We start from the raw sequence: 17,593 nt of genomic DNA on the forward strand, positions 1-17,593 counted from the left end.
GCATTCTTCTTGCGCCGATTTGCCGCTTTGGGCGGCCAAGGGCTTTTTGCCCGGGATGTTGGCAGGCCAACGCAACGCTAACCCACGGCGCCGCTCCCGCAAGCCGGGACGCACCAGGAGATCCAATGTCACAAGCTAATCCCTCCCGCGACGATTTCGCGAGCCTGCTCGAAGAGTCCTTCTCGGACGGTCATTCGGGCGAAGGCCAGGTCGTCAAGGGTATCGTCACGGCCATCGAAAAAGACATGGCCATCATCGACGTCGGCCTGAAGGTCGAGGGCCGCGTGCCGCTGAAGGAATTCGGCGCCAAGGCCAAGGACGGCCAGCTCAAGGTCGGCGACACCGTCGAGGTCTATGTCGAGCGCATCGAAAACGCGCTTGGCGAAGCCATGCTGTCGCGCGACAAGGCCCGCCGCGAAGAGAGCTGGGTCAAGCTCGAAGAGAAGTTCACCAAGGGTGAGCGCGTCGAAGGCGTCATCTTCAACCAGGTCAAGGGTGGCTTCACCGTCGATCTCGACGGCGCCGTTGCCTTCCTGCCGCGTTCGCAGGTCGACATCCGTCCGATCCGCGACGTCACCCCGCTCATGCACAACCCGCAGCCCTTCGAGATCCTCAAGATGGATCGCCGTCGCGGCAACATCGTCGTTTCGCGCCGCACCGTTCTCGAAGAGAGCCGCGCCGAGCAGCGTTCGGAAATCGTGCAGAACCTCGAAGAGGGCCAGGTTGTCGAAGGCGTGGTCAAGAACATCACCGACTACGGTGCGTTCGTCGACCTCGGCGGCATCGACGGCCTGCTGCATGTCACCGACATGGCCTGGCGCCGCGTCAACCACCCGACCGAAATCCTCAACATCGGTCAGTCGGTCAAGGTGCAGATCATCCGCATCAACCAGGAAACCCACCGCATCTCGCTCGGCATGAAGCAGCTCGAGAGCGATCCGTGGTCCGACATCGGCACCAAGTTCCCGATCGGCAAGAAGATCACCGGCACCGTCACGAACATCACCGACTACGGTGCGTTCGTCGAGCTCGAGCCGGGCATCGAAGGCCTCATCCACGTTTCGGAAATGTCGTGGACCAAGAAGAACGTGCACCCCGGCAAGATCCTGTCGACCACCCAGCAGGTCGACGTTGTCGTGCTCGAGGTCGATCCGGCCAAGCGCCGCATCTCGCTCGGCCTCAAGCAGACGCTCGAGAACCCGTGGGAAGCTTTCGCCCGTAACCACCCGGCCGGCAGCGAAGTCGAAGGCGAAGTCAAGAACAAGACCGAATTTGGCCTGTTCATCGGCCTCGACGGCGACGTCGACGGCATGGTGCACCTGTCCGACCTCGACTGGAACCGTCCGGGCGAGCAGGTCATCGAAGAGTACAACCGTGGCGACATGGTCAAGGCTCAGGTCCTCGACGTCGACATCGACAAGGAACGCATCTCGCTCGGCATCAAGCAGCTCGGCCGCGACACCGTCGTCGAAGCCGCGACCTCGGGCGAACTGCGCAAGAACGCCGTCGTCACCTGCGAAGTCACCGGCATCAAGGATGGTGGCCTCGAAGTCCGTCTCGTCGAGAGCGGCATCGAGACCTTCATCAAGCGTTCGGACCTGTCGCGCGACCGTGACGAACAGCGCCCCGAGCGCTTCGTCGTCGGCCAGAAGGTTGACGCCCGCATCATCGCCTTCGACAAGAAGACCCGCAAGCTGCAGGTCTCGATCAAGGCGCTGGAAATCGCCGAAGAGAAGGAAGCAGTCGCTCAGTACGGCTCGACCGACTCCGGCGCTTCGCTCGGCGACATCCTGGGCGCAGCCCTGAAGAACCGCGGCAACTGAGCCATTCGCTCATTGTCGTGAACTGAAAAAACCCCGCCGGAGCGATCCGGCGGGGTTTTTTCTTGGCCGTGGGCGCATGAAGATCACGTGCGACGGCGCGAACAGGCGCAAGTGATGCCGGAATGCTTCACGGCGCATCCGAATGCTTCCGGGCAGCCTGCGTTCGGTACCTCCGCGGTTGCCGCCGCCAGGATTTGCTGCTCTTAAGTCCGCCAAGCCCTGTCCCGCGTCCCGAGCCCGGCAATGATCAAGTTGCGTTTTCTGACCTTCTTTCTCGTGCTCGTAGTCCTGTCCGGTTGCGGCGGGCGCGCCGTGCTTGGTCTCGGCGACGGCAAGGAAGGCGAATCGGCAGCTGTCGTGCCGATCTATGTCTCGACCATGCGGGCACGCTCGGACAATCTTGCGCTGCCCTATTCGGCCGAACGCGCTAAGTCGCTCAATTTTGCAAAGTTCGAGATCGGCATTCCAGCAACCCATGTTGCCGGAGAGGTCGAAAGCGCCAGCCGCGCGCCCAGTCCGGTGCGCAACTTCGTCGCCCGCTCGTTCCAGCCCTTCGACGAGAAGGCGCAGTTCGTGGCTGCCCTCGACGCCGACCTGATGCGACGCCCGCCGGAAGAGCGCGAGGTCTTCATCTTCGTTCACGGCTACAACAACAACTTCGCCGACAGCATCTTCCGCAATGCCCAGATCGTCCACGACTATAAGATCAAGGCGGTGGCGCTGCACTATGCCTGGCCGTCGGGCGGGTCTTTGCCGCTCTACGTCTATGACCGCGACAGCGCCGCCTACAGCCGCGACGGCCTTGCCGACACCATCGAGATCGCCGCGCGCAGCCAGGCCAAGCGCGTTGTGCTCGTCGGCCACTCGATGGGCAGCTATGTGGTCATGGAGGCGCTGCGCAGCCTGTCGCTGAGCGGCCGCGACAAGTACATCAGCCGCATCAACGATCTCGTGCTTGCGGCACCGGACATCGACATCGACGTCTTCCAGAGCCAGTTGCGCGACATCGACAAGCTGCCGAACCCGTTCATGATCCTGGTGTCGACGCGCGACAAGGCGCTGAACCTGTCGGGCGGGTTGACCGGCGGCCACCCGCGCGTCGGTTCCGGCGCCGATGTCGCAGCCCTGCAGGCGGAAAACATCACAGTGCTCGACACATCCAACCTCGACGGCGGCAGCCATGGCGTCTTCGCCAGTTCGCCGACGCTGATGGCGTTGATGGCAAAAGGCGGACTGACCAACGACATCACCGACAGGGGCGAAGGCGCGCCGGCCGAAACCATCCTTGCCGACGGCACTTCGGTCATCCAGGGCGCCGCCTCGCTGGTCATCTACCTGCCGGCCAGACTGCTGGGCGTGCCGAATGGCGGCCTGACGCGCTAGCCCCCGCGACAGGTCGACAGCGATCTCGATCGGGCAGGGCCGCTAGCCCTATGCTCGGCCGTAGATCGCGGCCACCGTGCCGCTGGTGACCAGATTGGCCGGAGAAGCAAGCTGCGCAATCGCGGCCGCCGCTGCTTCGAGGCTGACCCATTTGCCGAAATCCGCCTTGGGCATGGCATCGCGGTTGGCCTGCGTGTCGAGGGTCGACGGCGCCACGGCATTGACCAGGATGTCCGCGCCCTTCAGTTCCTCCGCCAGCGCCATGGTCAGCGCCGCCACGGCCGCCTTGCTCGCCGCATAGGCTGCCATGCCACCGCCCTTGCGCGGCTCGATGCCGGCGCGTGCGGAAACGTTGACGATGCGGCCGCCGGCCTTGCCTGCAAGCATCGAGCGGGCCGCTGCCCGGCAGCAGAGAAATGCGGTCTTTGCGTTGAGGTCCATCATCCGGCCGAACTGGTCGGAATCGACGGCCTCGACCGCGCCCATGTCGAAGCCGCCAGCCGAATGAATCGAGGCCCAGAGACCGGGAATGGCGTCGTAGAAGGCATCGACGGCCTGTGCGTCCGTCAGGTCCACGCCGGTGGCGATGTGGACACGATCCTTGCCGGCGAATTCGAAACCGTCAGGCGCCTTCGGCCGGCTGATCGGCAAATGGCAGATGGCGCCTTCGCCAAGCAGGTGCCTGGCTACCGCCGCGCCCAGCGCACCGGTGGCGCCGGTAACAACGACATGCCTGCCTTCGAAACTCTTCGTCATGCTCAACTCCCGCGATGGACCGCCAAGCGCGGCCTATTCGACGGTGATTTCTATCAGACAGGGTTTTCCCGTCGAGCGCGCCTTTTTCAATGCGCTGCCGAGTGCGCCAACATCCCGCAGGCGCTCCGCCTGAAGACCATAGGCCTGGGCGATCAAAAGGAAGTCCGGCGGCACCGGCGACACACCGACTGGCTCGACGCCGGCATCGAGCATCGAGGTCTCGATCTCGCGATAGCCGCGATTGTTCCAGACGACGAAGATGACAGGGGCATTCGCATCCAGCGCCGCCCCCAGTTCCGGCAAGGTGAACTGAAAACCGCCGTCGCCACTGAGGCAGACCACCGGCGCATCCGGTACGGCCAGCGCCGCGCCGATCGCCGCCGGCGGGCCGAAGCCAAGCGCACCGTAGCCCGTCGCCGCATTGAACCAGCCGCCCGGCCGGTCGTGGTCATAGTAAAGATTGGCGGCATAGACCGGCTGGGTCGAATCGCCGACGATGATCGCGCCCGGCAGGGCGTCGCGTATCGCCTCCACCGCTCGAACCTGCGCCTGCATCGCCGGGCCGATTTCCGCCCAGGCGCTCTCCCGCGCCGCCTTGGCGCGCGCTGCGCCGCCGGCCTGGCGCGCTTCGCCAACATCGGCACCCAGCCTCGCAAGTGCCGCGCCCGCATCAGCCAGGATCGAAACCGCCGCCGGGCGCCGGCCAAGCTGCATCTCGTCGATGTCGATGCGGATCAAGCTCTTCGGCAGCATGAAGCCGCCGTCGCCATACATGTCGTAGTCGGTCGGCCCGAACTCGGTGCCGACGGCGATCACCAGATCGGCATCCGCCATCAGCGACCGTACCGCCTTGAGGCTGGGGCTCGCCGGCACGCCGAGTCCATGGCCGTGCATCAGGCCACGTCCGTTGGCTGTGGTGACGACTGGTGCGTCGAGTTTTTCCGCCAGGGCCCTGAGTTCAGCCTCGGCCCGTCGCGCCCCGCCGCCGGCGAGGATCAGCGGCCGTTTCGTCGCGCTGACCAAGGGCCTTGCTTCGGCAAGCGCGCGTTCGCCCGGAGCAGGCGCAGCCGCACGCTTCGGCAATGGCTTCAGCCCATCCGCCGGCTTGCCCATGACATCGAGCGGAACCTCGATATGCACCGGCCCCGGCCGCCGCGTTGCGAACATCTCGAAGGCCCTGGCAATCGCGCCGGGCAGTTCGGCTGCCTCGGTCACCCGCCGCGACGACAGCGCCACCTTTTCCATCATGCCGCGCTGGTCGGGCAGTTCGTGCAGGTAGCCCAGGCCCTTGCCCAGCGTGGGCTGTGCGTTGACGCCCGAGATCACCAGCATCGGCACTGAATCGGCGCGCGCCTGGGCCATGGCAGTGATGGTGTTGGTGAGCCCCGGCCCGGTGATGACGAAGGCCACGCCCGGCCGGCCAGAGGCGCGGGCATAGCCGTCGGCCATGAAGCCGGCACCCTGCTCGTGGCGCGGCGTGATGTGGCGGATCTTCGATCGCGCCAGCCCGCGATAGAGCTCGATCGTATGCACGCCGGGGATGCCGAACACGGTATCGACGCCATGCGCTTCGAGCAGATCGATAAGAGCTTCGCCGATCGTCGTCATGCCACCTCCCTTTCGCCGCGCAATCCCAGGCCGAGCATCGCTTCCACCGAGCCGATGCCGATCTCGGCCAGTTCGCCTGCCTCGAACATATCGCCGGCGAGGCAGCCCTCGACCCAAAGCCCGTCGATGATGGCGTTGATGGCGATGGCCAGGCGGCGCAATTCCGACGGGCTCGCCTGCCGGCCGGCGTCGGAAAAAACCTCGGCGACAAGCGTCTCCACCTCGTCGCGAAAGCCGAGATAGCCGGCCCTGTGGGCCGCCCCCAGCGCCGGATCGGAACCCGCCCGACCGATGAAACTCGCCCAGATGGAGAATGTCCTGGTATCGACCACCGGCGGCGCGAGGTTCGCCGCGACAAAGGCCGCAAGCCGCCGCCCGGGCTCCTGCTCGACGGTCGCCAGCGCTGTCTTGGCGAGGTCCGTCATGCGTCCCATGACGGCGGCATAAGCCGCCTGCAAAAGCTCTTCCTTGCCAGGGAAATAGTGGCGGATCAGCCCAGCGGTGACGCCGGCGCGCAGCGCGATGGCCCTGACCGTCGCGCCCTGCAGCCCGTGCTCGGCGACGCAGTCGAGGGTGGCCTCGATCAGGTCCTGCCGACGGCGCTCCTCGCCTTCTCGGCGGAATTTTCTCCGCGCGGCGACTGCCATGTCCACCTTCGCTTCGTCTGGAAAAATTGGCCGAAACCGGCCTCGCGAATATTTATACACTTGCATAACAACGTCGCAAGTGCCGTAATGGAAGCATAAAAGAAGCGGGAACTGGTGCCGTTGACGCCGCAAGGCCGAAAGGTCCATCCTCACCGCCCAGGGGAACATCGCGACGCGACCATGAGCAGCCTGATGCAAGCTGACGGGAAGACGTTCACGCGCCGGAGCCATCGCTGATGGCTGCGGGTCATGCAGCCCAGCACCCTGCACGATCAGACGGCCAAGCCGCCGAAGCCATCCATGTCGAGAACCTGCACAAGAAGTTCGGCCAGTTGCATGTGCTGAAGGGCGTGTCGCTGTCGGCCCGCGACGGCGAGGTGGTGGCGATCATCGGCGGCTCTGGATCGGGCAAGTCGACGCTGCTGCGCTGCATCAACTGTCTGGAGAACCCGACCAGCGGCATCATCCGCGTCAATGGCGAGGAGATCCGCCTCAAGCCGAACAGCCTTGGCGACAGCGTGCCGGCTGACCGGCGCCAGATCGAGCGCATCCGCTCGCGCCTCGGCATGGTGTTCCAGAGCTTCAACCTGTGGAGCCACATGACGCTGCTGGAAAACGTCATCGAGGTGCCGGTGCATGTGCTTGGCGTCAAGCGCGCGGACGCCATCGCCGAGGCGGAGCGGCTGCTGGCGCGCGTCGGCCTTGCCGAAAAGCGCGACGTCTACCCGGCCTATCTCTCGGGCGGCCAGCAGCAGCGCGCGGCAATCGCCCGTGCGCTCGCGGTCCAGCCGCGCGTCATGCTGTTCGACGAACCGACCTCGGCGCTCGATCCCGAGTTGGTCGGCGAGGTGCTGAAGGTGATCGGCGATCTCGCCCGCGAAGGTCGCACCATGGTCCTGGTCACCCACGAGATGAAGTTCGCCCGCGAGGTGGCAACGCATGTGATTTATCTTTGGAACGGCGTGGTCGAGGAGGAAGGCCCGCCGGAACAGCTTTTCGGGGCGCCGAGATCGGAGCGGCTCAAGCAGTTCATCCGCAATATCGGCTAGCCTGGACGAAATACGGGAACATCAAGAACAACGACAAACGGGAGAGACAGCATGAAAGCACTGCTTGCAACTGCGGCCTTGGCACTGGTCCTTGGCTTGAGCGCGGGAAGCGCCGGCGCCCAGGCGATCAAGGTCGGCATGGCACCCGAACCCTACCCGCCCTTCGCCTCACCCGACGCTTCGGGCAAATGGGGCGGCTGGGAAATGGAGATGATCGACGCTCTTTGCGCCGAGGCGAAGCTGCAATGCGAGGTGACGATGACCGCCTGGGACGGCCTGATCCCGGCGCTCAACTCCAAGAAGATCGACGCCATCATCAACTCGATGTCGATCACCGACGAGCGCAAGAAGTCGATCGATTTCTCGGACAAGTATTACAACACCCCGGCCGGCATCATCGGCTCCAAGGACGTCAAGTTCGATGCCACGACCGAGGGCCTCAAGGGCAAGATCATCGGCGTGCAGGTGTCGACGGTGCACGAGGCCTACGCCAAGAAGCACTTCGCCGACAGCGCCTCGGAGATCAAGATCTACCAGACCCAGGACGAGGCCCAGGCCGACCTTGCAGCCGGCCGTGTCGACGCGGTGCAGGCGGATTCTCTTTCGCTCGCCACATTCCTCGCCACCGATGCGGGCAAGGCCTGCTGCGACATGAAGGGCGATGTCGCCGAAGACGTCGAAATCCTCGGGCCGGGCGTCGGCGTCGGCCTGCGCCAGGGCGACACGGAGCTCAAGGACAAATTCAATGCCGCCATCAAGTCGCTGCGTGACAGCGGCAAATACGCCGAGATCGCCAAGAAATATTTCGACTTCGACATCTACGGCAAGTGAGGGGGGCGTGCAGATCCGGCCTTGCGCCAGCACCGGATCAGGCGCGACGCCGACGCCCACCCTCCCCCTTGTGGGGAGGGATAAAGGGTGGGGGTCCGTTTCCTCGGCAATCCGGCGGACAACCGGGTGGAGCGCTGCACCCCCACCCTAACCCCTCCCCACAAGGGGGAGGGGAACGACGTCGTCCCATCCCGCACCAAGGACCACTGATATCGAGCACCTGCTGAACCCGCTGCTGCAGACAAGCGCTGTCGAGCTGCTCGCCATCTCGCCGCCCGGCTGGGGCGCCAATCTTTTGCGCGGGCTCGCAAACTCCGTCCAGATCGCCCTGGGCGCCTTCGGGCTCGGCCTCGCCATCGGCATCGCCGGCGCCTGGGGCAAGCTCTATGGCAGCCCTGTGGTGCGCGACCTGATGGAGATCTACACCACCGTCGTGCGTGCCGTGCCCGAGCTGGTGCTGATCCTGCTGCTCTATTACGCCGGCACCGACCTCATCAACCGTGCGCTCGACAGCTTCGGCTACGCTCCCGTCGACATTTCAGGGCTTGCCGCCGGCATCGGCGTGCTCGGCATCGTCCAGGGCGCCTATGCCACCGAAGTCATCCGCGGCGCCATCCTCGCGATACCGCAGGGTCAGATCGAGGCGGCCCGCGCCTACGGCATGCCGCCGGGCAAGATGCTGCGCCGGATCACGCTGCCGGCGATGCTGCCCTTCGCCATTCCCGGCCTCGCCAATCTCTGGCTCATCGCCACCAAGGACACCGCCCTGCTCGCCGTCGTCGGCTTCAACGAGCTGACCCAGGAAACCCGCCAGGCCGGCGCCACGACAAAGGCCTATTTCACCTTCTTCGTCGCCGCCGGCGTGCTCTATCTGCTGCTGACGCTGTTCTCCAACGTCATTATCGGCCGCATCGAGCGCTGGGCGCGGCGCGGCATGCCGCCGGTCGCGGAGTCCGGCCGATGAGTGCTGCCGCTCCAGCCACTACAACGCCCGCCACCCGCTCGGAATGGCTGCAGCCGCACCGCATCGTGCTGATCGCGATTGCCGCGGCACTGGTGCTATCGGCGATCTTGTTCATGCGCTGGGACTGGCTGCCTAATTATTACGACCTGGCGCTGCTCGGCATCTGGCGCACCATCTGGATTCTCGTCGTCACCGTGGTGCTCGGCTTCATGCTCGCCGTTCCGCTCGGCCTCGCCCAGGCTGCCGGGCCGTTCTGGCTGGCCTGGCCAGCCAAGGCCTTCTGCACGGTCATCCGCGGCACGCCGCTGCTGCTGCAGCTCTGGCTGCTTTATTACGGTCTCGGCTCGCTGTTCCCGCATTTTCCCTGGATCAGGCAGTCGGAGCTATGGCCGATCCTCAGGCAGGCCTGGCCTTATGCCGTCGTGGCGCTGACCTTGTCCTACGCCGCCTATGAGGGTGAGGTGATGCGCGGTGCCTTCGCCGGCGTGCCGAGGGGGCAACTGGAGGCCGCCCGCGCCTTCGGCATGAGCCCATGGAAACGCTTCCGCCGCATCTGGCTGCCCCAGGCCATCCACCGCGCCCTGCCGACGCTTGCCGGCGAAACTGTGCTCCAGCTCAAGGCCACGCCGCTGGTCGCCACCATCACCGTCATCGACATCTATGCGGTCGCTTCGCGCGTCCGCCAGGACACGTTCATCGTCTACGAGCCGCTGTTGCTGCTCGCCCTGATTTATCTGATCATCACGGGCATTCTCGTCTTCGCCTTCCGCAAGCTGGAGGCGAGGATACCGGCCAGACTGGGATAAGCCTATGCCGCAGACAAAGACAGAAACGGTCACGCTCAGCCTCGACGAAGCCCGTGCGCTCTGCATATCAGCTGCCATCGGGGCCGGCGCCAGCGAAGAGACGGCGCAGTCGATCGCACTTGCCGCGGTTGCCGCCGAAGCCGACGGCCAGGCGAGCGTCGGGCTGTCGCACTATGTCGACTATCTCGAATCGCTGGAGGCCGGGCGCATCGACGGTAAGGCCGAACCAGTCGTCACCCGGCCGGCGCTGGCGATTTATCTCTCGGACGCCCGGGGCGGTGCGGGCCATACCGGCTTCGACCGCAACTTCGACGACATCGCCAAGGCCGCCAGGCTGTTCGGCGTCACCATCTTCTCGCAAAGGAATGCCTATACCTGCGGTTCGCTCGGTTATTTCACCGGCCGGCTCGCCGAAGCGGGCCTTGTTGCGCTCGCTGCCACCAACGGCCCGGCGCTGGTCGCCGGCTCCGGCTCGACCAAGCCGGTGTTTTGCACCAACCCGATCTCGCTCGCAGCCCCTGCCGCCGACGGCCCGCCGCTGATCATCGACCAGTCGTCGAGCGCGACCGCCTTCGTCAATGTGCGCAAGGCGGCCGAAGCCGGCGAGGAGATCCCCGAGGGCTGGGCGCTCGACGCCAGGGGCAAACCCACGACCGACGCCAGGAAGGCGATGAAGGGCGTTCTGCTCGCCTTCGGCGGGGCGCGGGGCGCCAACATCGCGCTGATGGTCGAGGTGCTTGCTGCCGGCATCTCGGGCGCCAACTGGTCGGTCGACGCCCCGTCGATCACATCGGGCCACGAGTCGCCCGGCACCGGCCTGTTCATCGTCGCACTCGATCCGAAACTGTTCGATTCCGGCTTCGAGGCGCGCATGCGGACGCAGCTCGACCGGTTGTCCGGCCAGTATCACGTCCACATCCCCGGTCCTGCAAAGGCCGCAGCCCGCGCCCGCTCCGAAGTCGAGGGGATCACGATCCCCGTGGCCCTGCACGTCCGTATCGGCGAATATTCCGCGCGGCAGGCTGACTGAACCAGGAGCGTTTTCGACTCCGCTTTGGGACGTCGCCACCGGGACAGCAAACCTGGACCGCAGCGGTGGTTTCACCGTCACGGATGGATACCCGGGTCTCCGCTATTCCGGTGGCCCAGAACCACAACCCACAGCGCCCCAGAAACCACCCCGCGAAACCCCTGCGAAAATAATTCGAACCCTCTTTGAACCTTTCTCCTGATCGCTGCGACCCAGTCATGTCCAGGGCGAGTTGAGCTCGCCCGATCAACCGGGGGGAACCCAAACCGAAAGATCGTTCCGACGTGGAAACCAGAGCGTTTCCGCGGCCCCGAAACGCAACCTCGAAAAGGGAAAATGACCATGAAAACCAAGATCACCATCCTGACCGCCGTTCTGCTGCTTGCCGGCGCCATCGGCAGCGCCAACGCCGCCGGCGGTTTCTCGGCCGGCTCGGGCGGCGGCGACCGTCCGTCGGGCCCGAGCGATATCTCCGACGCACCGGGCGGCAATGGCCCTTCGGGTCCCGGCGACATCTCGGATGCCCCTGACAACGACAAGCCGTCTGGTCCGAGCGGCAAGGCCTCGTCGGGCAATGACGGCGTGACCGAAGACAAGTACTGCAAGAACGGCTCGAGCAAGTTCCCGGATTGCAACACCAAGTTCATCCAGGACTGCAAGGCCGCAGGTGGCAACATGTCGGGCCAGCAGGGTTGGGGTGGCAAGACTTGCCGGGAACCCTCCTGATGTCGTGAGGCGTCGGCCTCGCTCGAGCGTCGGTCGCCCGCATTCTGCCATCCGGAAAACCCCGCATATCGCGGGGTTTTCTGCGTTGGCGCCTAGGCAACGAAAAAGCCCCGCTCGCGGCGGGGCTTCGTCTGCCGCTCAAGGCGACCGTGCTGCTCAGAGACGGTTCAGTGGCGCGAAAGCCAGGTGTCGATGTCCTTTTCGGCCTCTTCCTGCGCCTGGCCGTAGCGGGCTTGCAGCCTGCCGGCGAGTTCGGTCCGCTTGCCCTTGATGACGTCGAGATCATCGTCGGTCAGCTTGCCCCACTGGGCCTGAACCTTACCCTTGAACTGCTCCCAATTGCCTTCGATCTGGTTCCAATTCATCGCGTTCTCCTTTTGGGATTTGGCACGACAGGTCCGCCGCACTGGTGTTTCAACGCCCTGCCGCCGGTCGGGTTCCCAAATTTTGCAAAACATGAATGTGTCAATCATCTTTTCATCAAACCTTGTTGACTTGACTGTGACGGCAGCCTTGCGGCGTTGGTGCATTGCAACATTTTTCGAACATAGCCCCGCAATCGGAGACATGTCCTTGACCCTGACGACCGAAAATTCCGGCCGCCGACTTTTCATCACCGCGCTCCGCGGCCTTTATTCGAACCTGCACGATTCTGCCGAAACGATCCTGCGTGTCGTTGCCGGCGTTGCCCTGGTCACGCACGGCCTCGGCAAGATTTCCGACCCGTTCGGCGCAGCCGGCATGGTCGAGGGCCTCGGCTTCTACCCCGGCGCCTTCTGGTCGCTGCTGTTGTCATGCACCGAGTTCTTCGGCGGCATCCTGATCGCCATCGGCCTGTTCACCCGCCCGGCATCCTTTGCGGCCATGTTCGTGCTGCTGGTGACCGTCTGGTTCCACTGGATCACCATGGGCCAGGGCTACCAGGGCGCCGAAAAGTCGATCATCTGGGCGGCGATCTTCCTGTTCTTCGCAATCCGTGGCGGTAATCGCCACTCGGTCGACGCCCGCCTCGGCCGCGAATTCTAGACCCTGCCTCCCAAGGCAAACCACAAGCCCGCGCCAGATCGGCGCGGGCCGCTCCGCATGGAGCCTCGATGATTGCCTTTTCCGCGAAACGGGCTAAGAACGCTGACATCCCTGCCCCTTTTGGCGACCGGAGCCAGCGATGACTGAAATTCTGCAGACCCCGCAACTCGTGACCGTATTCGGCGGCTCAGGCTTCCTCGGCCGGCATGTCGTGCGGGCGCTGGCCAAGCGCGGGTATCTGGTGCGTGTCGCCTGCCGCCGCCCCGACCTCGCCTTCCATCTGCAGCCGCTCGGCAATGTCGGCCAGATCCAGCCGGTCCAGGCCAACCTGCGCGTGCGCTGGTCGGTCGACCGCGCCGTCCAGGGCGCATCGCATGTCGTCAATCTCGTCGGCATCCTGCATGAAGGCGGCCGCCAGCGTTTCTCCACGGTCCAGGAGTTCGGCGCCCGTGCCGTGGCCGAGGCCGCACGCGCCGTCGGCGCTTCGCTGACACATGTCTCGGCGCTCGGCGCCAACGAAAACTCGCACTCGATCTACGCCCAGACCAAGGCGCGCGGCGAAAAGGCGGTCCTGGCGACCCTGCCCGAGGCAGTGATCTACCGGCCGTCGATCGTCTTCGGTCCCGAGGACGGCTTCTTCAACCGCTTTGCCAACATGGCGCGTTTCTCACCGGTGCTGCCGCTGATCGGCGGCGGTGAAACCCGCTTCCAGCCGATCTATGTCGGCGACGTTGCCGAGGCCATCGCGCGCGCCGTCGACGGCAAGGTCAAGGGCGGCACCATCTATGAGCTCGGTGGCCCGCAGGTGCTGAGCTTCAAGCAGTGCATGGAACAGATTCTCGAGGTCATCGACCGCAAGCGCAACCTGGTCCCGGTACCGTGGTGGGCTGCCAATCTGCAGGCATCGATCCTCGGCCTTCTGCCCAACCCGCTGCTGACCAAGGACCAGGTCACGCTGCTGCGCTCCGACAACGTCGTGTCCAAGGCAGCGCAGGACGAAGGCCGCACCATCGCCGCCGTCGGCATCGCACCCAAGACCACGGCCTCGATCCTGCCGAGCTACCTCTGGCGCTACCGCGCTGCTGGCCAGTTTACCCGCAGGACGGAAGCCTGACCGGCTGAGGGCGCGTCAGCGCCTTCTCCAGGAAAATTTGCGCAAGCGGCACCACGAGCGCCATCACGGTCGTGGTGCTTGAGCTATTGCGCCGCGGGCTGAGGGGGCGGGTTCTCAGCCCCAGACTATCAGCGCGATCAACCCGACGCTGCCGACCAGCAGCCGCCACCAGCCGAACAGCGCGTAGCCGTTGCGCGAGACGTAATCGAGCAAATGGCGCACCACGAACAGCGCAGTCAGGAAGGCAGCAAGGAAGCCGACGCCGATGATCGGCAGGTCGGCTGCCGAAAGGATGTCGCGGTTCTTGTAGAGATCGAAGGCAAAGGCGCCCGCCATGGTCGGCATGGCCAGGAAGAACGAGAATTCGGCGGCGGCGCGCTTCTCCACCCCCATCAGCAGCGAACCGACGATGGTGGCACCCGAGCGCGAGGTGCCGGGGATCATCGCCAGGCACTGGAACAGGCCGATCTTGAGATAGACAGAGAGCGGAAAATTGGTGACGTCGCCATAGCGCGGCTTGAGGTCGAGCTTGTCGAGAAACAGCAGCACGATACCGCCGAGGATCAGCATGATGCAGATCAGCCGCGGCGATTCGAACAGCACCGTCTTGATGAAGTCGTGCGCCAACGCGCCGATCAGTGCCGCCGGCAGGAAGGCGATCAGGATGCCTGCGACGAAACGCTGCGTCTGCGGGTCGCGCGGCAGGTCGACCAGCATCCGCCACAACCGCGCCCAGTAGACCGACAGGATCGCCAGGATAGCGCCGAGCTGGATCAGAATCTCGAAGGTCTTGCCGGTCGAGTTGAAGCCGAGGAAATGCCCGGCCAGCAGGATGTGGCCGGTCGAGGAGACCGGGATGAATTCGGTGAGCCCCTCGAGCAGTCCGAGCAGCAGCGCGTCGATGATAGTCTGGCTTTCCATTCCGGTCCCCGCGGGATCGTTCATTCGCGATTGCTTGTCATGGGGCGGAACTCACCCTATAGGTCGGGTCGCCCGAGAGCCCGGTGCGCCGGGCCCAGAAGCTCTAGCGGCGCGGCAAGCGATTCGCCAGAGCGCCACCGATCACGAAATTTCGCAGGACCATGCTGACGCTTTTCCACCACCCGATGTTCGCCACATGCCGCTTCGTCCGCCTGGCGTTCGGCGAATATGGCGAAGAATTGGCCCTGATCGAAGAGAAGCCGTGGGCGCGGCGCAAGGAATTCCTGTCGCTCAATCCGGCGGGAACACTGCCGGTGCTGCTGGCCGAAGGCGACGTTCCGATCGTCGGCGCGATGATCATCTCCGAATATATCGACGAGACCCGCGGCGTGCTGAAGCGCGAGCGCCGGCTGTTCGCCGAAGACCCGATGGAGCGCGCCGAGATCCGCCGCCTCACCGACTGGTACCTGACCAAGACCGATAGCGAAGTGACCCGTCACCTGGTGCGCGAGCGCGTGCTGAAGCCGCATATGCCCGAATCGGCCGGCGGCGGTTCGCCCGATTCGGCGGCGATCCGCGCGGCGCGCGCCAATATCCGCCAGCACATGAAATACACCAACTGGCTGGCCGGCACGCGCCACTGGCTCGCCGGTACGCGCATCACCTATGCCGACCTTGCCGCGGCGGCCTCGCTGTCGGTGCTCGACTATCTCGGCGAAATCGACTGGCGCGAACATTCATCGGCGCGCGAATGGTACACCAGGGTCAAGTCGCGGCCATCCTTCCGGCCGCTGCTCGCCGACCGGGTACGCGGCCTGACCCCGGCATCGCATTATGCGGACCTCGATTTCTGATACGGCGCTGCGCCAGCTGATCGAGCGCGAGGCCCAACGCGCCGGCTTCGCCGCCGTCGCCGTCACGCGGCCCGACGCCATCCCGCTCGCCCCTGCCCGCCTCGCCCAGTTCGTCGAGGAAGGCCTGCACGGCTCGATGGGCTGGATGGCCGAGACGCTGGAGCGCCGCGCCGAACCTTCCGTGCTGTGGCCCGAGGTGCGCTCGATCATCGTCCTGGCCATGAACTACGGCCCCGACACGGACCCTCGAACTCTTCAGGAAATGCCCGACCGTGCCGCGATCTCGGTCTATGCCCGCAACCGCGACTATCACGACGTCATGAAGGGCCGGCTGAAGGAGATCGCCGGCAAAATCGTCGCCCGCGCAGGCTGCGACGTGAAGGTGTTCGTCGACACCGCTCCGGTCATGGAAAAACCGCTGGCCGAGGCGGCCGGGCTCGGCTGGCAGGGCAAGCACACCAATCTGGTCAGCCGCGAATTCGGCTCCTGGCTGTTCCTCGGCACGATCTTCACCACCGCCGAACTTGCACCCGACGAGGCCGAGATCGACCATTGCGGCTCCTGCCGCGCCTGCCTCGACGCCTGCCCGACCGATGCCTTCCCGGCGCCCTACAGGCTCGATGCCCGGCGCTGCATCTCCTACCTGACCATCGAGAACAAGGGTCCGATCCCGCTCGAATTCCGCAAAAAGATCGGCAACCGCATCTATGGCTGCGACGACTGCCTCGCCGCCTGCCCGTGGAACAAGTTCGCCCAGGCGGCCTCGGAGCAGAAGCTCGCCGCCCGCGACGACCTGCGCCAGCCGCGCCTTGCCGAACTGCTGTCGCTGGACGACGCGGCGTTCCGAATCTTCTTCTCCGGATCGCCGGTCAAGCGCATCGGCCGCGACCGCTTCGTCCGCAACGTGCTGGTCGCCGCGGGCAATTCGGGCGACAGGTCGCTGATCGCGCCTTGCCAGGCTCTGCTCGGCGACGCTGCGCCGCTGGTCAGGGGCGCCGCCGTCTGGGCGCTGTCGCGTCTTGCCGGGCCGGAAGCCGTTTCGGCTCTTGCGCATCAGGCGCTGAAGGTCGAAACCGAACAAGACGTGATAGCCGAATGGCAGGCGGCCCTCACGCAGTCTGAACCCGCATGGACGCAGGCATGACCCAGCAGAACATCTTCATCTTCGGTGCCGGTTATTCCGGCAAGGCCTTCGCCCGGGACCGGCCACAGGGCGTCCGCGTCTCCGGCACGACCCGCACGGTCGAGAAATTTGCCGGCCTCGAGGCCGCAGCCATCGAGCCGCTGTTGTTCGACGGGCATCTGACGTCCGAAATTCGCGCCAGGCTCGCCGAGACCACGCAGTTGGTGGTATCGGCAGCACCCGGCGCCGACGGCGACCCCGTGCTCGACGTCGCCCGCGACGCCATCCTCCACCACATGCCGGCGCTGCGCTGGATCGGCTATCTCTCGACCGTCGGCGTCTATGGCGACCATGGCGGCAAATGGATCGACGAGACCGCCGAATGCCGGCCCAAGCCGGGCCGCTCGCAGGCCCGGCTCGACACCGAGCAGGCTTGGCACGAACTCGGCGAGGAGGTTGGCCGGCCGGTCGCGATCCTGCGCCTGTCGGGCATCTACGGCCCGGGACGCAACGCCTTCGTCAATCTCGAGAATGGCACCGCAAAGCGCCTGATCAAGAAGGACCAGGTGTTCAACCGCATCCATGTCGACGACATCTCGGGTGCGCTCTGGCACCTGCTCGACGCCGACCGTGGCGGCATCTACAACGTCACCGATGACGAGCCGGCGCCGCCGCAGGATGTGGTGAGCTATGCCGCCGCGCTGATGGGCGTCGATGCGCCACCGGAAATTCCCTTCGAGACTGCCCAACTTTCGCCCATGGCACGGTCCTTCTATGGCGAGAACAAGCGTGTCGCCAACACCGAGATTCGGGCCACGGGATATGAGTTCCGCTTCCCGGACTACCGGGCCGCATTCGACCGGATGTGGGCCGACGGCAGCTGGCGCGGCGAAGGGAAAAGCGACAGGCGCAGTCCGATAAGGCAAGGCTGA

General features: G+C 65.3%; 18 protein-coding genes. 13 read left to right on the plus strand and 5 right to left on the minus strand.

Going from position 1 to position 17,593, the window contains the following annotated elements; genetic code table 11:
* Window positions 1–125 precede the first annotated feature (125 nt).
* Window positions 126–1,823, plus strand: a complete 1,698-nt coding sequence (rpsA, locus tag GGQ99_RS15605) for a 30S ribosomal protein S1 (protein WP_108606022.1) — start codon at window positions 126–128, stop codon at window positions 1,821–1,823.
* Between the two features lie 243 nt (window positions 1,824–2,066).
* Window positions 2,067–3,206, plus strand: coding sequence for an alpha/beta hydrolase (locus tag GGQ99_RS15610; RefSeq protein ID WP_183263255.1), 1,140 nt, complete (start codon window positions 2,067–2,069; stop codon window positions 3,204–3,206).
* Window positions 3,207–3,254: 48 nt separating this feature from the next.
* Here the strand turns inward: GGQ99_RS15610 and GGQ99_RS15615 are convergent, their stop codons facing one another.
* From GGQ99_RS15615 to GGQ99_RS15625, 3 genes are read right to left on the minus strand one after another with little or no spacing between them, the layout of a single operon-like run.
* Complete coding sequence (locus tag GGQ99_RS15615) at window positions 3,255–3,962, minus strand: SDR family NAD(P)-dependent oxidoreductase (RefSeq protein ID WP_183263256.1); 708 nt, start codon at window positions 3,960–3,962, stop codon at window positions 3,255–3,257.
* 33 nt (window positions 3,963–3,995) lie between these two features.
* Window positions 3,996–5,570 carry a 5-guanidino-2-oxopentanoate decarboxylase gene (locus tag GGQ99_RS15620; protein WP_183263257.1) on the minus strand — a complete coding sequence of 525 codons (1,575 nt, stop codon included), beginning with the start codon at window positions 5,568–5,570 and terminating at the stop codon, window positions 3,996–3,998.
* Window positions 5,567–6,217 carry a TetR family transcriptional regulator C-terminal domain-containing protein gene (locus GGQ99_RS15625; protein ID WP_183263258.1) on the minus strand — a complete coding sequence of 217 codons (651 nt, stop codon included), beginning with the start codon at window positions 6,215–6,217 and terminating at the stop codon, window positions 5,567–5,569. The genes GGQ99_RS15620 and GGQ99_RS15625 overlap by 4 nt, the downstream gene beginning before the upstream one ends.
* A gap of 236 nt (window positions 6,218–6,453) precedes the next feature.
* On the opposite strand from GGQ99_RS15625, the gene GGQ99_RS15630 reads away from it, so the two are divergent.
* From GGQ99_RS15630 to GGQ99_RS15655, 6 genes are all read left to right on the plus strand, one after another.
* Window positions 6,454–7,266 (plus strand): ABC transporter ATP-binding protein, encoded by an 813-nt coding sequence (locus GGQ99_RS15630; protein WP_183263259.1) that lies wholly within the window; start codon window positions 6,454–6,456, stop codon window positions 7,264–7,266.
* A 51-nt stretch (window positions 7,267–7,317) separates the two neighbouring features.
* A complete protein-coding gene (locus GGQ99_RS15635; protein ID WP_183263260.1) occupies window positions 7,318–8,097 on the plus strand; it encodes a transporter substrate-binding domain-containing protein in 780 nt (259 codons plus the stop codon).
* 295 nt (window positions 8,098–8,392) lie between these two features.
* The gene (locus tag GGQ99_RS15640; protein WP_343061742.1) at window positions 8,393–9,061 is read left to right on the plus strand and encodes an ABC transporter permease; all 669 of its coding nucleotides are present in this window, start codon (window positions 8,393–8,395) and stop codon (window positions 9,059–9,061) included.
* Window positions 9,058–9,867: an ABC transporter permease gene (locus tag GGQ99_RS15645; RefSeq protein ID WP_183263261.1), complete on the plus strand. Its 810-nt coding sequence runs from the start codon at window positions 9,058–9,060 to the stop codon at window positions 9,865–9,867. The genes GGQ99_RS15640 and GGQ99_RS15645 overlap by 4 nt, the downstream gene beginning before the upstream one ends.
* 4 nt (window positions 9,868–9,871) lie before the next feature.
* Entirely contained in the window at window positions 9,872–10,897 is a 1,026-nt protein-coding gene (locus tag GGQ99_RS15650; RefSeq protein ID WP_183263262.1) for an Ldh family oxidoreductase, read from the plus strand.
* A 342-nt stretch (window positions 10,898–11,239) separates the two neighbouring features.
* Window positions 11,240–11,623 carry a hypothetical protein gene (locus GGQ99_RS15655; protein ID WP_183263263.1) on the plus strand — a complete coding sequence of 128 codons (384 nt, stop codon included), beginning with the start codon at window positions 11,240–11,242 and terminating at the stop codon, window positions 11,621–11,623.
* Between the two features lie 167 nt (window positions 11,624–11,790).
* On the opposite strand, the gene GGQ99_RS15660 is transcribed toward GGQ99_RS15655, so the two are convergent.
* Window positions 11,791–11,988 carry a CsbD family protein gene (locus tag GGQ99_RS15660; protein WP_108606033.1) on the minus strand — a complete coding sequence of 66 codons (198 nt, stop codon included), beginning with the start codon at window positions 11,986–11,988 and terminating at the stop codon, window positions 11,791–11,793.
* A 202-nt stretch (window positions 11,989–12,190) separates the two neighbouring features.
* On the opposite strand from GGQ99_RS15660, the gene GGQ99_RS15665 reads away from it, so the two are divergent.
* Together GGQ99_RS15665 and GGQ99_RS15670 are read left to right on the plus strand one after the other, a co-directional pair.
* Complete coding sequence (locus GGQ99_RS15665; protein WP_183263264.1) at window positions 12,191–12,649, plus strand: DoxX family protein; 459 nt, start codon at window positions 12,191–12,193, stop codon at window positions 12,647–12,649.
* A 139-nt stretch (window positions 12,650–12,788) separates the two neighbouring features.
* Window positions 12,789–13,763 carry a complex I NDUFA9 subunit family protein gene (locus tag GGQ99_RS15670; RefSeq protein WP_108606034.1) on the plus strand — a complete coding sequence of 325 codons (975 nt, stop codon included), beginning with the start codon at window positions 12,789–12,791 and terminating at the stop codon, window positions 13,761–13,763.
* A 114-nt stretch (window positions 13,764–13,877) separates the two neighbouring features.
* Here the strand turns inward: GGQ99_RS15670 and GGQ99_RS15675 are convergent, their stop codons facing one another.
* Window positions 13,878–14,684: an undecaprenyl-diphosphate phosphatase gene (locus GGQ99_RS15675; protein ID WP_183263265.1), complete on the minus strand. Its 807-nt coding sequence runs from the start codon at window positions 14,682–14,684 to the stop codon at window positions 13,878–13,880.
* Window positions 14,685–14,845: 161 nt separating this feature from the next.
* Between GGQ99_RS15675 and GGQ99_RS15680 the strand changes: the two genes are divergently transcribed.
* From GGQ99_RS15680 to GGQ99_RS15690, 3 genes are read left to right on the plus strand one after another with little or no spacing between them, the layout of a single operon-like run.
* Entirely contained in the window at window positions 14,846–15,538 is a 693-nt protein-coding gene (locus GGQ99_RS15680) for a glutathione S-transferase family protein (RefSeq protein ID WP_108606036.1), read from the plus strand.
* Window positions 15,519–16,682: a tRNA epoxyqueuosine(34) reductase QueG gene (queG, locus tag GGQ99_RS15685; protein WP_183263266.1), complete on the plus strand. Its 1,164-nt coding sequence runs from the start codon at window positions 15,519–15,521 to the stop codon at window positions 16,680–16,682. The genes GGQ99_RS15680 and queG overlap by 20 nt, the downstream gene beginning before the upstream one ends.
* On the plus strand, window positions 16,679–17,593 hold the full coding sequence (locus GGQ99_RS15690; RefSeq protein WP_183263267.1) for an SDR family oxidoreductase: 915 nt from the start codon (window positions 16,679–16,681) through the stop codon (window positions 17,591–17,593). Before queG ends, GGQ99_RS15690 begins: the two co-directional genes overlap by 4 nt.

The sequence above is a fragment of the Aminobacter niigataensis genome (assembly GCF_014200015.1).
In the GTDB taxonomy this organism is placed as follows: domain Bacteria; phylum Pseudomonadota; class Alphaproteobacteria; order Rhizobiales; family Rhizobiaceae; genus Aminobacter; species Aminobacter niigataensis.